Annotated in this window: 16 protein-coding genes; 13 read left to right on the forward strand and 3 right to left on the reverse strand. The window is 70.8% G+C overall.

The annotated features are described in order from the left end of the window. The first annotated feature begins 198 nt into the window (after window positions 1–198). Both AA75_RS08565 and AA75_RS08570 read left to right on the forward strand, forming a co-directional pair. Window positions 199–897, forward strand: a complete 699-nt coding sequence (locus AA75_RS08565; RefSeq protein WP_033819228.1) for an HAD family phosphatase — start codon at window positions 199–201, stop codon at window positions 895–897. 347 nt (window positions 898–1244) lie between these two features. After that, entirely contained in the window at window positions 1245–2852 is a 1608-nt protein-coding gene (locus AA75_RS08570; RefSeq protein WP_033819229.1) for an ABC transporter substrate-binding protein, read from the forward strand. An 82-nt stretch (window positions 2853–2934) separates the two neighbouring features. Here the strand turns inward: AA75_RS08570 and AA75_RS08575 are convergent, their stop codons facing one another. Further along, complete coding sequence (locus AA75_RS08575; protein WP_033819230.1) at window positions 2935–3606, reverse strand: response regulator transcription factor; 672 nt, start codon at window positions 3604–3606, stop codon at window positions 2935–2937. Between the two features lie 54 nt (window positions 3607–3660). Further along, window positions 3661–4554, reverse strand: coding sequence for a RecB family exonuclease (locus tag AA75_RS08580; protein ID WP_033819231.1), 894 nt, complete (start codon window positions 4552–4554; stop codon window positions 3661–3663). A 253-nt stretch (window positions 4555–4807) separates the two neighbouring features. Here AA75_RS08580 and AA75_RS08585 point away from each other — a divergent pair, with 253 nt between their 5' ends. The 3 genes from AA75_RS08585 to AA75_RS08595 all read left to right on the forward strand — a co-directional run bounded on the left by AA75_RS08585 (window position 4808) and on the right by AA75_RS08595 (window position 7829). Next, complete coding sequence (locus tag AA75_RS08585) at window positions 4808–6019, forward strand: site-2 protease family protein (RefSeq protein WP_033819232.1); 1212 nt, start codon at window positions 4808–4810, stop codon at window positions 6017–6019. Window positions 6020–6067: 48 nt separating this feature from the next. Continuing rightward, window positions 6068–7033 (forward strand): tRNA (adenine-N1)-methyltransferase, encoded by a 966-nt coding sequence (locus AA75_RS08590; RefSeq protein WP_033819233.1) that lies wholly within the window; start codon window positions 6068–6070, stop codon window positions 7031–7033. Window positions 7034–7223: 190 nt separating this feature from the next. Then, entirely contained in the window at window positions 7224–7829 is a 606-nt protein-coding gene (locus AA75_RS08595; protein ID WP_051812014.1) for a hypothetical protein, read from the forward strand. Between the two features lie 35 nt (window positions 7830–7864). On the opposite strand, the gene AA75_RS08600 is transcribed toward AA75_RS08595, so the two are convergent. Next, window positions 7865–8152, reverse strand: a complete 288-nt coding sequence (locus AA75_RS08600) for a ferredoxin (RefSeq protein ID WP_033819234.1) — start codon at window positions 8150–8152, stop codon at window positions 7865–7867. A gap of 288 nt (window positions 8153–8440) precedes the next feature. Between AA75_RS08600 and arc the strand changes: the two genes are divergently transcribed. The 8 genes from arc to AA75_RS08640 all read left to right on the forward strand — a co-directional run bounded on the left by arc (window position 8441) and on the right by AA75_RS08640 (window position 18225). Beyond that, on the forward strand, window positions 8441–10207 hold the full coding sequence (gene arc, locus AA75_RS08605; protein WP_033819235.1) for a proteasome ATPase: 1767 nt from the start codon (window positions 8441–8443) through the stop codon (window positions 10205–10207). Between the two features lie 187 nt (window positions 10208–10394). Then, entirely contained in the window at window positions 10395–11906 is a 1512-nt protein-coding gene (gene dop, locus AA75_RS08610; RefSeq protein WP_033819236.1) for a depupylase/deamidase Dop, read from the forward strand. Window positions 11907–12065: 159 nt separating this feature from the next. After that, window positions 12066–12284: a ubiquitin-like protein Pup gene (locus AA75_RS08615; protein WP_033819237.1), complete on the forward strand. Its 219-nt coding sequence runs from the start codon at window positions 12066–12068 to the stop codon at window positions 12282–12284. Between the two features lie 225 nt (window positions 12285–12509). Then, on the forward strand, window positions 12510–13352 hold the full coding sequence (gene prcB / locus AA75_RS08620; protein WP_033819238.1) for a proteasome subunit beta: 843 nt from the start codon (window positions 12510–12512) through the stop codon (window positions 13350–13352). A 36-nt stretch (window positions 13353–13388) separates the two neighbouring features. Then, entirely contained in the window at window positions 13389–14210 is an 822-nt protein-coding gene (gene prcA / locus AA75_RS08625) for a proteasome subunit alpha (protein WP_033819239.1), read from the forward strand. A 144-nt stretch (window positions 14211–14354) separates the two neighbouring features. Further along, entirely contained in the window at window positions 14355–15716 is a 1362-nt protein-coding gene (pafA, locus tag AA75_RS08630) for a Pup--protein ligase (protein WP_033819240.1), read from the forward strand. A gap of 125 nt (window positions 15717–15841) precedes the next feature. Then, a complete protein-coding gene (locus AA75_RS08635) occupies window positions 15842–16828 on the forward strand; it encodes an FKBP-type peptidyl-prolyl cis-trans isomerase (protein ID WP_033819241.1) in 987 nt (328 codons plus the stop codon). A gap of 116 nt (window positions 16829–16944) precedes the next feature. Then, window positions 16945–18225: an FKBP-type peptidyl-prolyl cis-trans isomerase gene (locus AA75_RS08640; RefSeq protein ID WP_051812015.1), complete on the forward strand. Its 1281-nt coding sequence runs from the start codon at window positions 16945–16947 to the stop codon at window positions 18223–18225. The last annotated feature ends 91 nt before the right edge of the window (window positions 18226–18316 follow it).

Consider the following 18316-nt stretch of genomic DNA (forward strand, 5'->3'; position numbering starts at 1 on the left):
CAGTCCACCGACGCGATCGTGATCCACCACCCCGAGGCCAAGTACTTCAACGCCCGGTAATGTGCGCCTCGCGCTCCGTTCGCTGCAAAAGCCGGAGCCGGGCGTAAGCTTGATGATCCTGAACGGGCCGGTCCGCTGACCAGCGGGCCGGCCCGTGCCATCCCCCGGGATGGCCGGCTCTTCGGAAGGGACCATCACATGACGACCGTTTCCACCTCCCCGCGTACCACCGGCGACGGCGCGGGCCTGCAGGCGGTCCTGCTCGACATGGACGGCACCCTGGTCGACACCGAGGACTTCTGGTGGCAGGCCGAGGCCTCGCTCTTCGCGGAGCTGGGCCACCAGCTGGACGAGGCGGACCGGGCGCACGTGGTCGGCGGGCCGATGAGCCGGGTGATCGACTACCTGCTGCAGCGCACCGGGGTGACCCTCACCCCGGAGGAGCTCACGGTGCTGATCAACCAGCGCTTCGTCGACCTGCTGGCCGGCGGGGTCCCGCTGATGCCGGGCGCCGAGCGGCTGCTGAACACCCTGGACGCGCACGGCATCCCGGCGGCCCTGGTCTCGGCCTCGCACCGGCACATCATCGACATCGTGCTGAAGAGCCTCGGCGCCCACCACTTCGCCTTCTCGGTGGCCGGTGACGAGGTGGTGCGCACCAAGCCGCACCCGGACCCCTACCTGGCGGCGGTCGCCCGGTTCGGCGCGGAGCCGGGCCGGTGCGTGGTGGTCGAGGACGCACCGACCGGCGTCCGGGCCGCCGAGGCGGCCGGGTGCCCGGTGATCGCGGTGCCGTCGGTGGCCGTGATCGAGCCCGGCCCGGGCCGGACGGTGCTGGCCTCGCTGGAGCAGGTGGATCTGGAGCTGCTGTTCGCGGTGGTCGCGGCCCGGGTGTGAGATTGCTCTCTTTGGGGGGTTTGGTCGTTTCCGTACCGCGCTGTAGCGGCAACGGTGCGTATCCGGGCGTGGGGGAGAAATCGGGCATTGGCTGACATCTCGTCGGCCGGCCCCCGGGTCGACGGGGAGACCCCCTCGCGCGGGCACTATTCGCACATGTTCGATGTGGCACGCTACGGGGGAGTCAGTGCCCAGCCCTCATGCCGCGTCAGCTCCGCCGCCGGGAAATCCCGTCGGCGGCGTGCCCGCGGCCGTACGGCCCTTCCACTCCTGCCCCACTCCGGCAGGTCCAGGAGGCCCCCGGCGCCCACCGCAGCCGGCCGCATGCAGAAGGAAACCCGAACCGAATGACTACCGCCAACCGTCTGGCTGTTCTCGGCTGCGCGGCCCTGGTGGCCTCGACGGCCGCCGGCTGCGCCTCCGCGACGAAGGTCGTCACGGGCGGTGACTCCAACGGTGCGATCACCATGGGCACCACCAACGTGACCACCGTGCTCGACCCGGCCGGCGCGTACGACGCCGGTTCCTGGATGATCCTGAACAACACCTTCCAGTCGCTGCTCAGCTTCCCGGCCGGCGCCACCGTGCCGCAGCCGGACGCGGCGCAGTCCTGCGAGTTCAGCGGCACCGACGCCAAGACCTACCACTGCACCCTGCGCAGCGGCCTGAAGTTCTCCAACGGCCACTCGCTGACCGCCGAGGACGTGGTCTTCTCCGTCCAGCGGATGATGAAGATCAACGACCCGAACGGCCCCTCCTCGCTGCTGTCCAGCATCGAGTCGGTGGAGGCCAAGGGCGACTCCGAGGTGACCTTCCACCTCGCCGGCCCGGACGCGGTGCTCCCGGCGAAGCTGGCCTCGGCGGCCGGCTCGATCGTCGACCACCAGGTCTTCCCGGCCGACAAGCTGCTGGACAACGCCAAGCTGATCGGCTCCGGCCCGTACAAGATCGACTCGATCGAGGAGATGGGCAGCGGCAGCCACGGCCCCGGCAAGGTGTCGCTGTCGGCCAACTCCAACTACAAGGGCGACGCCAAGCTGCAGAGCAGCAAGTTCGCGCTGCGCTACTTCGCCCAGGCGGATGACCTGAAGACGGCCCTGGACAAGGGTGAGGTCGACGTCGCCGACAACAGCCTCGAGCCCGCCGCCGCCGCCCAGATCAAGAACGACGAGCTGGCCGGCAAGGGCGACCTCAAGGTCGCCGAGGGCGACGGCGCCGAGACCCGCTTCCTGGTCTTCAACGCCAAGGACCCGGTCGCCGGCAACCTCGCCGTCCGCCAGGCCGCGGCCCAGCTGCTGGACCGCAAGGCGCTGGCCCGCGACGTCTACGCCGGTACCGTCCAGCCGCTGTACTCGGTGGTCCCCACCGGCATCACGGCCCACAACACCGCCTTCTTCGACAGGTACGGCGAGGCCGACCTCAACAAGGCCAAGAAGATCCTCGCCAACGCCAAGGTGACCACCCCGGTCAAGATCACCATGACCTGGTCGCGGGCCCGGGCGGGTGCCGACGAGCTGGAGCTGATCAAGAAGCAGCTCGAGGCCGGCGGTCTGTTCCAGGTCACCGTGGAGCAGGAGGCCAACTGGGACGCGTACAAGGAGGGCTGGAAGGCGGGCAAGTACCAGGCGTACACCGTCGGCTGGACCCCTGACTACGCCGACCCGGACGACTTCATCACCCCGCTGGTGGTCGACGGCGGAGCGTTCCACAACGGCTGGGACGACCCGAAGATCAGCCAGACCCTGGTGCCCGAGAGCATCAAGTCCACCGACCGGACGGCCGGCGGCAGCTACACCCAGATCCAGAAGCTGGTCGCCGAGGGCGTGCCGATGCTGCCGCTGTACCAGAGCAAGTCCTTCTTCGCCTCGCGCAACAACATCACCGGCATCGAGGGCACCATGGACACCACCGGCGTGGTGCGCTTCTGGGAGATCGGCCGGGTCAGCAAGAAGTGACCTGAGCCCGCCCCGGACACCGCGAACGGCCCGCCCCCTGCGTGGGGGCGGGCCGTTCGCGGTTCCGGCGTCCGGTGTCCGCTCAGATCGAGCCGGGCCGCACCAGGCCGCTCTCGTACGCGTACACCGCGGCCTGCACCCGGTCGCGCAGCTGGAGCTTGGTCAGCACGTGCCCGACGTGGGTCTTCACGGTGGTCTCGCTGACGAACAGCTCGGCGGCGATCTCGGCGTTCGACAGGCCGCGGGCGACCAGTCTGAGCACCTCCACCTCGCGCTCGGTCAGCGCGGTCAGCGCCTGCGGCGGCAGGTCCTCTCCGGACGGCAGCCGGGTGGCGTACATGTCCAGCAGCCGGCGGGTGACCGAGGGCGCCAGCATCGCCGCGCCGTCCGCCACCACCCGGATCGCCTGCACCAGCTCCTCGGCCGGGACGTCCTTCAGCAGGAAGCCGCTGGCCCCCGCGCGCAGCGCCTCCACCACGTACTCGTCCAGGTCGAAGGTGGTCAGCACGAGCACCTTCGCCGGGCCGTCCCGGCCCGGGCCGGAGATCCGGCGGGTCGCCTCGACCCCGTCCATCCGGGGCATCCGGATGTCCATCAGCACCACGTCCGGCTGGAGCGCCCGGACCTGGTCCAGCGCCTGCTGGCCGTCCCCGGCCTCGCCGACCACCACCAGGTCCGGCTCGGCCTCCAGGATCATCCGGAAGCCGGTGCGCAGCAGTGGCTGGTCGTCCACCAGCAGCACTCGGATCGTCACCTGTGACTCCTCTTGCTCATCTCTTTGGTCCCCCGTCGGGACGGTCCTCGGTCCTCAGCCCTGGGCGGGCAGGGTGATGCTGATCGGCAGCGGGTACGGCGGCGTGGTGCCGCCGAACTCCGGACAGGCGGACTTGTGGTCGCACCAGTCGCAGAGCCGGTTGCGGGTGGCGGGGAAGTCGCCGGTGGCGACCGCCCGCGAGATGGTCTCCCAGAGCGCCTCCAGCTTGCGCTCCACCGACAGCAGGTCGGCCTCGTCCGGGTCGTAGGTGACCACGTCGCCCCCGCCGCCGAGGTAGACCAGCTGCAGCCGCTTGGGGATGACGCCCTTCCAGCGCCACACCACCAAGGCGTAGAACTTCATCTGAAACATCGCCTTGCCCTCGAAGTCCCGCGAGGGCGCCCGGCCGGTCTTGTAGTCCACCAGCCGGACCTCACCGGTCGGCGCGACGTCGACCCGGTCGATGTACCCGCGCAGCAGCAGACCGGACTCCAGCGCCGTCTCGACGTAGAGCTCCCGCTCCACCGGGTGCAGCCGGGTCGGGTCCTCCAGCCGGAACCACTGCCCGAGCAGCTTCTCGGCGTCACCCAGCCAGCGGGCCAGCGCGGCGGCGGCCGCGGCCTCGTCCTCGCCGGGCAGGCCGAACAGCTCGGCCAGCTGCGGGCGCTCGCCCAGCAGCCGCTCCCACTGCGGGCGCAGCAGCCCGAGGGCCAGCTCCGGGGTGCGCTCGGCGGCCGGGCTGTCGAACAGCCGCTCCAGCACCGCGTGCACCAGGGTGCCGCGGGTGGCGGCCGGGCTGGGCGGCTCCGGGAGCCGGTCGATCACCCGCAGCCGGTAGAGCAGCGGGCAGGTCATGAAGTCGCCGGCCCGGGAGGGCGACAGGCCGGTCGGGGCGGTGGCCGGCCTCGGCTGCGCGGGCGCGGCGGGGTCGGGGTCGGTCTGCTGCATACCCAGACCCTATTGCCCGGCGCTCACATCTCGCTGTCAGGTCACTGAGCCGCGGGGAGATGGGCCGAAGAACACACCCCGAGCAGGGCACCGGCCGGGCCGGCGGCACCGGCGGTCCGTGCCGGCGGCACCAACGGGGGCGCACGCCGCGTTGAAAGGGGTATAGAGCCATCCGAGGGGCGCGCACCGAATCGCGCGCGCGATCACGTAGCGTGGGCGCACCGACCGGCGGTACCGAGGGCGAAGGGGCAGCGTGAGCGACACCAGGGGGCAACAGACCTCCGCGGGACCCGGGCCCCGAGACCCGGACGGGCCGGACGGGGACCAGCCGCGCGGCGGCATCCTGATGGGGCGCCCCTTCGGCGTGCCGGTGTACGTCACGCCGTCCTGGTTCGTGATCGCCGCACTGATCACCTGGCTGTTCGGCGGCCGGCTGACCGAGATCCTGCCCGACCTGGGCTACACCCGGTACCTGGTCGCGCTCTCCTTCGCGGTGGCGTTCTACGCCTCCGTACTGGTCCACGAGCTGGCCCACACCGTGGTCGCCAAGCACTACCGGCTCGGGGTCCGGCGGATCCGGCTGCAGTTCTTCGGCGGCGTCTCGGAGATCGAGAAGGAGGCCGAGACCCCGGCCCGGGAGTTCTGGCTGGCCTTCGTCGGCCCGCTGCTCTCGCTGGTCCTCGGCGGCCTGTTCTACCTGGCCATGCAGGGGGTCGAGGCGGGCACCGTACCGGGGGTGCTGCTGGCCGGGCTGACGGTCTCCAACCTGGTGGTCGCCGCGTTCAACCTGCTGCCCGGCCTCCCGCTGGACGGCGGCCGGATGCTGCGGGCCGTGGTCTGGGGCGTCACCGGCCGGCCGATGACGGGGACCGTCGCGGCCTCCTGGGCCGGGCGGGCCCTCGCGCTGGTGGTGCTGTTCGGGCTCCCGCTGTTCAGCGCCGCCCAGGCCGGACCCGGGCAGTCGACCGCCGACAGCCTGATCGACGGGGTGCTCGCCGCCGTGCTCGCGGTGATCATCTGGAACGGTGCCACCGCCGGGGTCCGCAACGCCCGCCTCAAGGAGGTCCTGCCCCGGATCACGGTCCGCGACTTCACCCGCCGCGCGGTCCACGTCACCGCCGACACCCCGCTCGGCGAGGCGATGCGGCAGGCCCGCGAGGCCGAGGCCGGCGCGATCCTGGTGGTGGACGGCCGGGGCGAGCCGGTCGGGCTGGTCAAGGAGCACGCCGTCAGCGGGATCCCCGAGCACCGGCGCCCCTGGATGGCGGTCGGCGCACTCGCCCGCGACCTGGAACCCGGCCTGCGGATCCCGCTCGACCTCACCGGAGAGCAACTGCTGGCCGCCCTGCGCCGCACCCCGGCCACCGAGTACCTGGTGGTCCGCCCGGACGGGACGCCGTACGGGGTGCTCACCCTGGCCGACCTGGAGCGGCGGCTGACCGCCGCACTGGCGGGACGTTCCTAGGACGGGCACTGGTCGGACGGGCGTCCGGCTTCCCCTAAGATTGTCCGCATGTCCGAACCGACCGGTGCCACCCGCCGACGCGGGCCCTTCCAGGTCGGGGACCAGGTTCAGCTGACCGACCCCAAGGGCCGTCACTACACGTTCACTCTGCAGGCCGGGAACCAGTTCCACACCCACAAGGGTGCGTTCCCCCACGACGAGCTGATCGGTGCCCCCGAGGGCACTGTTGTGCGTACCACGGGCAACGTGCCCTATCTGGCGCTGCGACCCCTGCTCCCCGACTACGTCCTGTCCATGCCCCGCGGTGCGGCGGTGATCTACCCCAAGGACGCGGGCCAGATCCTCGCCATGGCCGACATCTTCGCGGGCGCCCGCGTGGTCGAGGCCGGCGTCGGCTCCGGAGCGCTGAGCAGCTACCTGCTGCGCGCCGTCGGCGACACCGGCATGCTCGCCTCGTACGAGCGCCGCGAGGACTTCGCCGAGATCGCCAAGGGCAACGTCGAGCGCTACTTCGGCGGCCCGCACCCGGCGTGGAAGCTCACCGTCGGCGACCTCCAGGACAACCTGGTGGAGACCGACGTCGACCGCGTCATCCTCGACATGCTCGCCCCCTGGGAGTGCCTGGACGTCGCCTCCAAGGCGCTCGTCCCCGGCGGCCTGATCTGCTGCTACGTGGCCACCACCACGCAGATGTCGCGGACCGTCGAGGCGCTGCGCGACCACGGCACCTTCACCGAGCCGCAGGCCTGGGAGACCATGGTCCGCACCTGGCACCTGGAGGGCCTCGCGGTCCGCCCGGACCACCGGATGATCGGCCACACCGGGTTCCTGCTGACCGCCCGCCGGCTCGCCGACGGCGTGGAGCCGCCGCTGCGCCGCCGCCGCCCCGCCAAGGGTGCGTACGGCGAGGACTACGACACCGGTACCGAGCCCGAGCTCAGCCTCGCCGAGCGCGCCGCGGTCCGCCGCGCCGCCCGCCAGGCCGCCGCGCACGACGCGCGCGAACTCGACTGACCGTCACCGTGGACCACCCGCGAGGGGTGGCGCGCCGGGCACCCGCCCGGGGCGCCACCCCTCGCGGCACACCACCGCTGACCTGCCGTCGGACCCGGTGCGGACAGGGCCGTCCGGGTGTGGGACGATGCTCGCTCACAGCACCCACCGTGCCGATCAGGGGCACCGTACCGGTGGAGGGGACTGCCTGGTGGAAGCAGCGGTCGAGACGGCGCAGACGATGACCGAGAACGGCGGACCGGGCATACCCGCCCACGCCCGCCCCGGACTGCGGCACTGGGCCCTGGTGGCCGCCGGCTGCGCCGCCGTGGTCGGCGGGGCGCTCGCCGCCACCCCGGCCACCGGCAGCGTCCGGGCCGCGGCCCCCACAGCCGCCACCCCCGCGCCGACAGCCGCCGCGCCCGACCCGGCCAAGGCCGAACTCCCGCTGGACTGCGGCCCGTTCCCGGTCGCCATCGGCTCCAGCTTCCCCGCCGACCTCGGCGGCAACCGCCCGGTCACCGTGGTCGCCGCCCACTGCGCCGCCGACAACGGCACCCCGCCCGACGGCATCTTCCTGCTCGGCCCCGGCACCGGCGGACGCCCGGTGGTGCTGGAGACCCTGCTGCGCCCCGAGGAGAACCTCACCGTCACCCGGCTCGCCCCGGCCGGCGGCTACGTCACCGCGCACGTCCAGGGGTACTCGGGCGAGGACGTGCCGCGCTGCTGCCCCGACGTGTCCGAGGACCTCAGCTGGGTCCGCCGGGACGGCCGCTGGACCCGCGGCGGGGGCGCCGCGCCGACCACCCAGGTCTGAGCGGGCCGGCGCACGCCCGGCGGCCGCGCCGGACGCTACTCGGCGTCCGGCCCGTAGACCTCGACCCGGTCGGCGACCCGGCGCACGTGGATGCAGTCGCCGGGGCAGTCCTTGGCGGAGTCCACCACGTCCTGAAGCAGCGTCAGCGGCACCGGCGCACTGTCGCCGGGCTGCTGGCGCAGCTCGTCGTCCGGGCCCTTCACGTAGGCCAGGCCGTCGATGTCGAGCTCGAAGACCTCCGGCGCGTACTGCACGCAGATACCGTCACCGGTGCACAGGTCCTGGTCGATCCATACTTCGAGCGCCTCGCCGGACTCCGACATGTCCCCTGCCGTTTCTGATCCGGGATGCCCCGATTTCGTAGGCAATCCCGCCATTCGTACAACGATCGCACCGCTTTCCACGGTCACGATCAGGTATTGACCCGATCGACGATACATCTGGTCCGCTTTGAATCGTCGGCCGGTGGGCATCTCCTCTACCAGAGGGGAAGCACGCGAGGGCGAAGATCGGACACGCCCACTCCATCTTTCTTGATCTAGGGGTTTACGGACCCCCGGTCCCAGGTAGGGTCTGGAAGCGTCCAGCTCCCCCAGGAGGAGGTGAGGACCGTGGCCGCCCACGATGACGACTACAACCGCAGCGCCGGCCGGCCTGCTCGTGGTTCCGACGAGGCCGCACAGGTCTCGTACCTTGAGCAGGAAATCGCTGTGCTGCGCCGCAAGCTGGCCGACTCGCCGCGAAACTCGAGAGTTCTCGAGGAGCGCATCGTCGAGCTCCAGACCAATCTGGCCGGGGTCTCCGCCCAGAACGAACGGCTCGCCTCCACACTCCGTGAGGCCCGCGACCAGATCGTGGCCCTCAAGGAGGAGGTCGACCGGCTCGCCCAGCCTCCCGCCGGATTCGGCACCTTCCTCAGCCGCAACGAGGACGGTACCGCCGACATCTTCACCGGTGGGCGCAAGCTCCGTGTGAACGTCAGCCCCAGCGTCGACCTCGAGGAGCTGCGCCGCGGCCAGGAGGTGATGCTCAACGAGGCGCTCAACGTCGTGGACGCGATGGCCTTCGAGAGCATCGGCGACATCGTCACCCTCAAGGAGGTCCTCGAGGACGGCGAGCGCGCCCTGGTCACCGGGCACACCGACGAGGAGCGCGTGGTCCGGCTCGCCGAGCCGCTGCACGGGGTGACGCTGCGCCCCGGCGACGCCCTGCTGCTGGAGCCCCGCTCCGGCTACGTGTACGAGGTGGTGCCGAAGTCCGAGGTCGAGGAGCTGGTCCTCGAGGAGGTCCCGGACATCGACTACCGGCAGATCGGCGGTCTGCACAACCAGATCGAGCAGATCCGCGACGCGGTCGAGCTGCCGTACCTGCACGCCGACCTGTTCCGGGAGTACGAGCTGCGCCCGCCCAAGGGCGTGCTGCTGTACGGCCCGCCCGGCTGCGGCAAGACGCTGATCGCCAAGGCGGTGGCCAACTCGCTGGCCAAGAAGGTCGCCGAGGTCACCGGCCGCCCGCAGGGCAAGAGCTACTTCCTCAACATCAAGGGCCCCGAGCTGCTCAACAAGTACGTCGGCGAGACCGAGCGGCAGATCCGCCTGGTCTTCCAGCGGGCCCGCGAGAAGGCCAGCGAGGGCACGCCCGTCATCGTCTTCTTCGACGAGATGGAGTCGCTGTTCCGCACCCGTGGATCGGGCGTCAGCTCGGACGTGGAGAACACCATCGTCCCGCAGCTGCTCGCCGAGATCGACGGTGTGGAGGGCCTGGAGAACGTCATCGTGATCGGCGCCTCCAACCGCGAGGACATGATCGACCCGGCGATCCTGCGGCCCGGCCGCCTGGACGTCAAGATCAAGATCGAGCGGCCGGACGCCGAGGCGGCCAAGGACATCTTCTCCAAGTACCTCAAGGAGACGCTGCCCTTCCACCCGGACGACGTCAAGGAGCACGACGGCTCGCTGCCGGCCACCGTGGCGGCGATGATCCAGTCCGTGGTGGAGCGGATGTACTCGGAGACCGAGGACAACCGCTTCCTGGAGGTCACCTACGCCAACGGTGACAAGGAGGTCCTGTACTTCAAGGACTTCAACTCCGGAGCCATGATCCAGAACATCGTGGACCGGGCGAAGAAGATGGCCATCAAGGACTTCCTCGACCACGGCCAGCGGGGCCTGCGCGTCTCCCACCTGCTCGCGGCCTGCGTCGACGAGTTCAAGGAGAACGAGGACCTGCCCAACACCACCAACCCGGACGACTGGGCCCGGATCTCGGGCAAGAAGGGCGAGCGGATCGTCTTCATCCGCACGCTGGTCACCGGCAAGCAGGGCGCCGAGTCCGGCCGCTCCATCGACACTGTCGCCAACACGGGGCAGTACCTCTAAGCGGCGGTCACCCTCCGTCCGGCTGCGGAGCCTACGGGCCCCGCGGCCGGACGGCGTGTCTCGGGGCCCGGCCGCAGGGGGCGGGCCAAGCTCGAACCGTCGGCGGCGGACCGCCGGCGGAGCCGAAAACAGCGGGACGTCAGTACCCCAGCCCGGCGGGGGCGGGGTACCGGGCAAGGAGGGCCGCATGACCGTACGGCGCGTGATGGGGATCGAGACCGAGTACGGAATCTCCGTGCCCGGCCACCCGAACGCCAACGCCATGCTCACCTCGTCCCAGATCGTCAACGCCTACGCGGCGGCGATGCACCGGGCCCGGCGGGCCCGCTGGGACTTCGAGGAGGAGAATCCGCTCCGCGACGCCCGGGGTTTCGACCTCGCGCGGGACGTCGCGGACGCCAGCCAGCTCACCGACGAGGACATCGGCCTCGCCAACGTCATCCTGACCAACGGCGCCCGGTTCTACGTCGACCACGCGCATCCCGAGTACAGCTCGCCCGAGGTCACCAACCCGCGCGACGCCGTGCTCTGGGACAAGGCCGGCGAGCGGATCATGGCCGAGGCGGCGGCCCGGGCCCTGGAACTGCCGAACGGGCAGCCGATCCACCTGTACAAGAACAACACCGACAACAAGGGCGCCTCCTACGGCACCCACGAGAACTACCTGATGAAGCGGGCGACCCCGTTCGCCGACATCGTCCGCCACCTGACCCCGTTCTTCGTCTCCCGCCAGGTGGTCACCGGCGCCGGCCGGGTGGGCCTCGGCCAGGACGGCTCCGCCAACGGCTTCCAGATCAGCCAGCGGGCGGACTACTTCGAGGTCGAGGTGGGCCTCGAGACCACCCTCAAGCGCCCGATCATCAACACCCGCGACGAGCCGCACGCCGACGCCGAGAAGTACCGCCGGCTGCACGTGATCATCGGCGACGCCAACCTCTCGGAGATCTCCACCTACCTCAAGCTGGGCACCACCTCGCTGGTGCTGTCGATGATCGAGGACGGTTTCATCGCCGTCGACCTCGCCGTCGACCAGCCGGTGCGCACCCTGCACCGGGTCTCCCACGACCCCGAGCTGGAGTACCTGATCACGCTGCGCAGCGGCCGCAGGCTGACCGCCGTCCAGTTGCAGATGGAGTACTGCGAGCTGGCCCGCAAGTACGTCGAGGACCGCTTCGGCCAGGACGCCGACGACCAGACCGTCGACGTCCTGGCGCGCTGGGAGGACGTGCTCGGCCGCCTGGAGCGCGACCCGATGAGCCTGTCCCGGCAGCTCGACTGGATCGCCAAGAAGGAGCTGCTGGAGGGCTACCGCCAGCGCGACGGGCTGGGCTGGGAGGCCCCGCGGCTGCACCTGGTCGATCTGCAGTACAGCGACGTACGGGCCGACAAGGGGCTGTACAACCGGCTGGTGGCGCGCAACAGGTTCGACCGGCTGCTGACCGAGGAGGAGGTCCAGCGGGCCGTCCTCAAGCCCCCGGAGGACACCCGGGCGTACTTCCGGGGCCGCTGTCTGGAGCAGTACGCCGAGCACGTGGCGGCCGCCTCCTGGGACTCGGTGATCTTCGACCTGCCCGGCCGGGACTCGCTCCAGCGGGTGCCGACCATGGAGCCGCTGCGGGGCACCAGGAACCACGTCAAGGAGCTGCTGGACCGCTGCCGGACCGCGGAGGAACTGGTCCGGGTGCTCTCCGGCGGGTAACTTTTCGATCACCACGGGTGAACGGCGCCCGGATGGGAATCATCCGGGGGACAGCCGAGCGTTGAACGATAACCGGGGGCGAGAGCCGCACCCTGTGGATAGGGTCTGACTCAAGCAGCAGACCAAGCCGTGCCAGACCGATCGAGCGGGGTGAGGGAAATGGCCAGTAAGGACACCGGTGGCGGCCAGCAGCGGGCGAACCGCTCCTCCGAGGAGGTCGAGGAGCAGGCCGCGGAGACGCAGGGCTCCGAGGACCTCAAGGAGCGCCAGGAAAAGCTCGGCGACGACGTCGACGCCGTGCTGGACGAAATCGACGAGGTCCTGGAGTCGAATGCGGAGGACTTCGTCCGCGGATTCGTGCAAAAGGGCGGCCAGTAGACCGGCCCGGGGGGCTTCCCCCGGGCCGGGAAAACCGTAGGGAATTCGGGGCGGGCAGCGCTGCAGGCGCCTATCGCGTCTGCGGCGCTGCGTGCTGTCCGGCCCGCGGTGCTCCGCCCCGGCCGACCTCCCGCAAGCGCACCCGGCCGGACATGTGGATCACGGCCGGGAAGCGGGTAAGGTCCGGGTCATCAGCTGCACTGATCGTCCATCGGAAGGATACGTGTGGAAGCCAACACTGGTGGCACCGGGCGTCTACCGGCTGCCTTCCTGACCCCGGGGTCCTCGTCGTTCTTCGACTTCCTGGCCCAGCATTCGCCGTCCCTGCTGCCCGGCGGCCGCACCCTTCCCGAGGGCCTGACGATCGAGGCGCCGCACGGCACCACGATCGTCTCGGCGGTGTTCGACGGCGGGGTGGTGATCGCCGGTGACCGCCGCGCGACCATGGGCAACGTGATCGCCCAGCGCGACATCGAGAAGGTCTTCCCGGCCGACGAGTACAGCGCGGTCGGCATCGCCGGCACCGCCGGCCTCGCGGTCGAGATGGTCCGGTTGTTCCAGCTGGAGCTGGAGCACTACGAGAAGATCGAGGGCGCGGTGCTCTCGCTGGAGGGCAAGGCCAACCGGCTCACCACGATGATCCGGTCCAACCTCGCGATGGCCATGCAGGGCCTGGCGGTGGTCCCGGTCTTCGCCGGCTACGACCTCGACCTCGGCCGGGGTCGGATCTTCACCTACGACGTCACCGGCGGCCGCTCCGAGGAGCGCGGGTTCGCCGCGACCGGCTCGGGTTCGGTCTTCGCCCGGGGCTCGATGAAGAAGCTCTACCGGGACGGCCTGAGCGCCGAGCAGGCGGCCACGCTCGCCGTCCAGGCGCTCTACGACGCCGCCGACGACGACTCCGCCACCGGTGGCCCGGACCTCGCCCGGGGCATCTACCCGATCGTCTCGGTGATCACCGAGGACGGCTTCCGCCGACTCGCCGACGAAGAGGTCTCCGCCATCGCGGCCTCCATCACGGCCGGCCGCCGCGACCACCCCAACGGCCCGCAGGCCCCGCTCCTCTAGCCCACCCGCGCTCCCATCGGAAAGGACGGTCCTCAGGTGTCCACACCGTTCTACGTCTCGCCCCAGCAGGCCATGGCGGACCGCGCGGAGTACGCCCGCAAGGGCATCGCCCGCGGGCGCAGCGTGGTCGTGCTGACCTACACCGACGGCATCCTGTTCGTCGCCGAGAACACCTCCCGGGCGCTGCACAAGGTGTCCGAGATCTACGACAAGATCGCCTTCGCCGCGGTCGGCCGGTACAACGAGTTCGAGAACCTGCGGATCGGCGGCGTGCGCTACGCCGACCTGCGCGGGTACTCCTACGACCGGGCCGACGTGACCGCCCGCGGCCTGGCCAACGTGTACGCGCAGACCCTGGGCACCATCTTCTCCTCGGTCGGCGAGAAGCCGTACGAGGTGGAGCTGATCGTCGCGGAGGTCGGCCGGACCGGCGAGGACGACCAGATCTACCGGCTGACCCCGGACGGTTCGGTGGTCGACGAGAAGAACTCGGTCGTGGTCGGCGGCAACGCCGACTCCATCGGCAACTACCTGGGCCAGCGTCACCGGGCCGGGCTGAACCTGGCCGAGGCGCTCAAGGTGGCGGTGGACGCACTCGCCCGCGACCCCAACGGGGGCTCCCCGCGCACGCTCACCCCTGAGCAGCTGGAGGTGGCGGTGCTGGACCGCCAGCGGCCCCAGCAGCGCAAGTTCAAGCGGATCCTGGGCGGCCAGCTGTCCCGGCTGCTGAGCGGCGACCAGAGCGCGGCCGACGACGCCGCGGACGAGCCGAAGGCCGCGGGCGCCGGCACCGCGGACGCCGACACCGGTACCGACACCACCGGTGGGACCACCGGCGAGGAGTCCGCCGGGGAGTGACCCGGCGGTGTGGATCCCGTGCGGAGCGAGAAATCGAGCCGTACGGGATTCACGTGCGCCTGCGGGGATTTGACGGCCCGCCGTGATCGGATTGGCATCGTCGGAGTGGGTTTCGAAAGGCCCGCGAAAGAGAAAAGATGCCTCATGGACCGCCGAATTTTCGGGCTGGAGAACGAGTACGGTGTCACGTGTACGTTTCGGGGACAACGGCGTCTGTCTCCGGACGAGGTGGCCAGGTACCTCTTCCGCCGCGTAGTTTCCTGGGGCCGCAGCAGCAACGTCTTCCTGCGCAACGGTGCACGCCTGTACCTCGATGTGGGCTCGCACCCCGAGTACGCCACCCCCGAGTGCGACGACGTCACCGAGCTGGTGACGCACGACAAGGCCGGTGAACGCATCCTCGAAGGGCTGCTCGTGGACGCCGAGCGGCGCCTGCACGAGGAGGGCATCGCCGGCGACGTCTACCTCTTCAAGAACAACACCGACTCCGCCGGGAACTCCTACGGCTGCCACGAGAACTACCTGGTGGCCCGGCACGGCGAGTTCTCCCGGCTGGCGGACGTGCTGATCCCGTTCCTGGTGACCCGCCAGCTGATCTGCGGGGCGGGCAAGGTGCTGCAGACCCCGCGGGGCGCGGTCTTCTGCGTGAGCCAGCGGGCCGAGCACATCTGGGAGGGCGTCAGCTCGGCGACCACCCGCTCCCGGCCGATCATCAACACCCGGGACGAGCCGCACGCCGACGCGGAGCGCTACCGGCGGCTGCACGTGATCGTCGGCGACTCCAACATGTCGGAGACCACCACCCTGCTCAAGGTGGGCGCCACCGACCTGGTGCTGCGGCTGATCGAGGCCGGCGTGGTGATGCGCGACCTCACCCTGGAGAACCCGATCCGGGCGATCCGCGAGGTCAGCCACGACCTGACCGGCACCCACCAGGTCCGCCTGGCCAACGGCCGGGAGGCCAGCGCGCTGGACATCCAGGAGGAGTACTTCACCAAGGCGCTGGAGTTCGCCGACCGCAAGGGCCTCAACACCGGCACCATCGCCCGGGTGCTCGACCTGTGGGGCCGCACCCTGGAGGCGGTCCGCACCGAGGACCTCGGCCGGGTCGGCAACGAGATCGACTGGATCATGAAGTACCAGCTGATCGAGCGGTACCGCGAGAAGCACCAGATGACCATGTCCAACCCCCGGGTCGCCCAGATCGACCTGGCGTACCACGACATCCACCGCCGCCGCGGGCTGTTCTACCTGCTCCAGAACAAGGGGCAGGCCACCCGGGTGACCACCGACCTGAAGACCTTCGAGGCGAAGTCGGTGCCGCCGCAGACCACCCGGGCGCGGCTGCGCGGCGACTTCATCCGCCGGGCCCAGGAGCAGCGCCGCGACTTCACGGTCGACTGGGTGCACCTGAAGCTGAACGACCAGGCGCAGCGGACGGTGCTGTGCAAGGACCCGTTCCGTTCGGTGGACGAGCGGGTGGAGAAGCTGATCGCCGGGATGTGATCCGGCGGGCCCGGGGGTGGCGGTCGGACCGGCGGTCCGGCCGCCACCCCTCGGCCTTGCCCGGACGGCGGCGCGCCCCTTGCGCCTCCGGCATCCGGGACGAATCGGGCCATACGCTGACCTTCATGCGTAGATTCGCCGCCCTTCTGGCCGTTCCCATCGCCGTCCTGCTGGCCGCCTGCAGCAGCGGCTCCGGATCCTCGACGGGGGCCACGGCCTCCGCGACCTCGGCGGGACCGGTGGAGGTGCCGAGCCCGGTCGCCTCGGCCGACCCGATGCCCACGGTGTCGGGGAGCTTCGGGAGCAAGGCGACCATCACGCTCCCGGACGCGAAGCCGAGCGGCCAGTTCGTGGTGAACACCGTCTCCGAGGGCAACGGTTCCACGGTGGCGAAGAACGACTGGGTCACGGTCAACTACACCGCGAAGAACTGGACCACCGGCAAGGACCTGCCCAGCTCGTACGACGCGGGCGGCAAGCCGCAGCTGTACCAGGCCGGCAGCGGCGGGCTGGTGCCGGCCCTCGACCAGAGCGTGGAGGGCAAGAAGGTCGGCAGCCGGCTGCTGGTGGTGGCGCCGCCCGCGGCGGGCTTCGGCAGCCAGGGCAACACCGCGCTCGGGATCGGCGCGAACGACACCGTGGTGTTCGTGCTGGACATCATGCAGTCCGTGCCGCAGGACGCCACCATCACCGGGACGATGGCCGAGCCGCCCGCCGACATGCCGCAGGTGAAGGACAACGGCAAGGCCGCCCCGACCATCACGATCCCGCCCGGCCAGGCGCCGCCGACCGACCTGCAGACCTTCGTGCTGGTGAAGGGCGACGGCAAGGAGGTCACCTCCGGGCAGACGCTGCTGGTGCAGTACACCGGGGTGGTCTGGGCGGACGGCAAACAGTTCGACTCCTCGTGGAGCCACGGCGGCGCGCAGGCCCTCCAGGTGGGCACCGGCAGCCTGATCAAGGGCTGGGACCAGGCGCTGGTCGGCCAGACCGTCGGCAGCCGGGTGATGCTGGTGGTGCCGCCGTCGCTGGGCTACGGCGACAAGGCGAGCGGCAGCATCCCCGCCAATTCGACCCTGGTGTTCGTGATCGACATTCTCGAGGCGGTCTGATCCCATGGGGGCGGACGGGCGTTCGCCGAACCTGAACGCCCGTCCTCATGGTGACCTGACATACTGCTGCCCTTCCGCAGTGGTGCCTGTCGTCGGGCGAGATGAATTGGGGAGTCATGTCTGAGAAAGCGTCGAGTCCGGGCGAGGCGGGCACCGCGAACGGCGCGGTGGGCCCCGGCCCGGCGTCGCCCGAACGCGAGTCGATCGTCGTCCCGCCGTCGGTCCTGGCCCAGCAGGCCGGCTGGGGTCCCGCCCCGGCCGCCCCGATCGCGCCCGGCCCCGACGAGCAGCCGCAGATCTTCGCGTCGACCCGGCGCCGCCCGGACCTCTCGGAGGCCGGCTACAGCGAGAACCCGCCCGGGGTGGGCAAGCTCGGCGTGATCCTCGGCACCGTCCTCGCGCTGCTGCTGGTCGGCGGCGGCGTGACGATGTACCTGACCAACAAGTCGGACTCCAAGAGCCCGGCCGCCAAGTCCGACGCGGCGCCGACCGCGGCGCCGACGCCCACCGAGGCCCCGGTGCCGCCGATCAAGGACACCGCCAAGGTGCTCCCGACGGTCACCGGCGACTTCGGCAGCAAGGCCACCATCACGCTGCCCAAGGAGGCGGCCGACGGCACCTTCGTGGTCAAGGAGCTGATCGCGGGCAACGGCCCGAAGGTGGACAAGAACAACTGGGTCACCGCCGACTTCACCGCGATGAACTGGACCACCGGCAAGGAGATCCAGGGCTCGTACGAGGGCGGCAAGCCGCAGCTCTTCCAGGCCGACGGCGGTCAGCTGATCCCGGCCCTGGACGCCGCGGTCACCGGCCACAAGGTGGGCAGCCGCCTGCTGGTGGTGGCCCCGCCGGCCGCCGCCTTCCGTGACCAGGGCAGCCAGGGCATGGGCGTCGGTCCGACCGACAACCTGGTCTTCGTGATCGACATCCGCAACGCCAACGCGCCCGACGCGGTGGTCAGCGGTGACGTCACCCCGCCGCCGGCGGACTTCCCGAAGGTCAAGGACAACGGCAAGAAGGCGGCCGACATCACCCCGGTCCCCGGCGCGGCCGACCCGACCGAGCTGAAGACCGCCGTGCTGATCCAGGGCAAGGGCCGCAAGGTCGAGTCCGGTGAGGGCGTCCTGGTCCAGTACACCGGCGCGCTCTTCAAGGACGGCAAGAAGTTCGACTCCTCGCTCGACCGCGGGCAGGCGTTCTCCTTCGTCACCGGCGGCGGCAACGTCATCGAGGGCTGGGACAAGGGCCTGGTCGGCCAGGCCATCGGCAGCCGGGTCGAGCTGGTGATCCCCGCCTCGCTGGCCTACAAGGACCAGGCCAAGGACACCATCCCGGCCAACTCCACCCTGGTCTTCGTGGTGGACATCCTGGACGCCGGCATCGGCGGCGGCAGCTGAGGGATAATGATCGGGTAACCGGACGCGGGGCAACTCGCGGCCGGGCCTGACTTCGACGGGCGGCAGCCGGTCGTACCGTGGTCCTGGACAG

This window comes from Kitasatospora sp. MBT63 (assembly GCF_000710465.2).
Taxonomy (GTDB): Bacteria; Actinomycetota; Actinomycetes; order Streptomycetales; family Streptomycetaceae; genus Kitasatospora.

Excerpts from the sequence above, each read along its gene's own strand:
- AA75_RS08565 (WP_033819228.1), top strand. The coding sequence starts at position 199 with ATGACGACCGTTTCCACCTCCCCGCGTACCACCGGCGACGGCGCGGGC.
- AA75_RS08570 (WP_033819229.1), top strand. The coding sequence starts at position 1,245 with ATGACTACCGCCAACCGTCTGGCTGTTCTCGGCTGCGCGGCCCTGGTG.
- AA75_RS08580 (WP_033819231.1), bottom strand. The coding sequence starts at position 4,554 with ATGCAGCAGACCGACCCCGACCCCGCCGCGCCCGCGCAGCCGAGGCCG.
- AA75_RS08590 (WP_033819233.1), top strand. The coding sequence starts at position 6,068 with ATGTCCGAACCGACCGGTGCCACCCGCCGACGCGGGCCCTTCCAGGTC.
- AA75_RS08600 (WP_033819234.1), bottom strand. The coding sequence starts at position 8,152 with ATGTCGGAGTCCGGCGAGGCGCTCGAAGTATGGATCGACCAGGACCTG.
- dop (WP_033819236.1), top strand. The coding sequence starts at position 10,395 with ATGACCGTACGGCGCGTGATGGGGATCGAGACCGAGTACGGAATCTCC.
- AA75_RS08615 (WP_033819237.1), top strand. The coding sequence starts at position 12,066 with ATGGCCAGTAAGGACACCGGTGGCGGCCAGCAGCGGGCGAACCGCTCC.
- pafA (WP_033819240.1), top strand. The coding sequence starts at position 14,355 with ATGGACCGCCGAATTTTCGGGCTGGAGAACGAGTACGGTGTCACGTGT.
- AA75_RS08635 (WP_033819241.1), top strand. The coding sequence starts at position 15,842 with ATGCGTAGATTCGCCGCCCTTCTGGCCGTTCCCATCGCCGTCCTGCTG.
- AA75_RS08640 (WP_051812015.1), top strand. The coding sequence starts at position 16,945 with ATGTCTGAGAAAGCGTCGAGTCCGGGCGAGGCGGGCACCGCGAACGGC.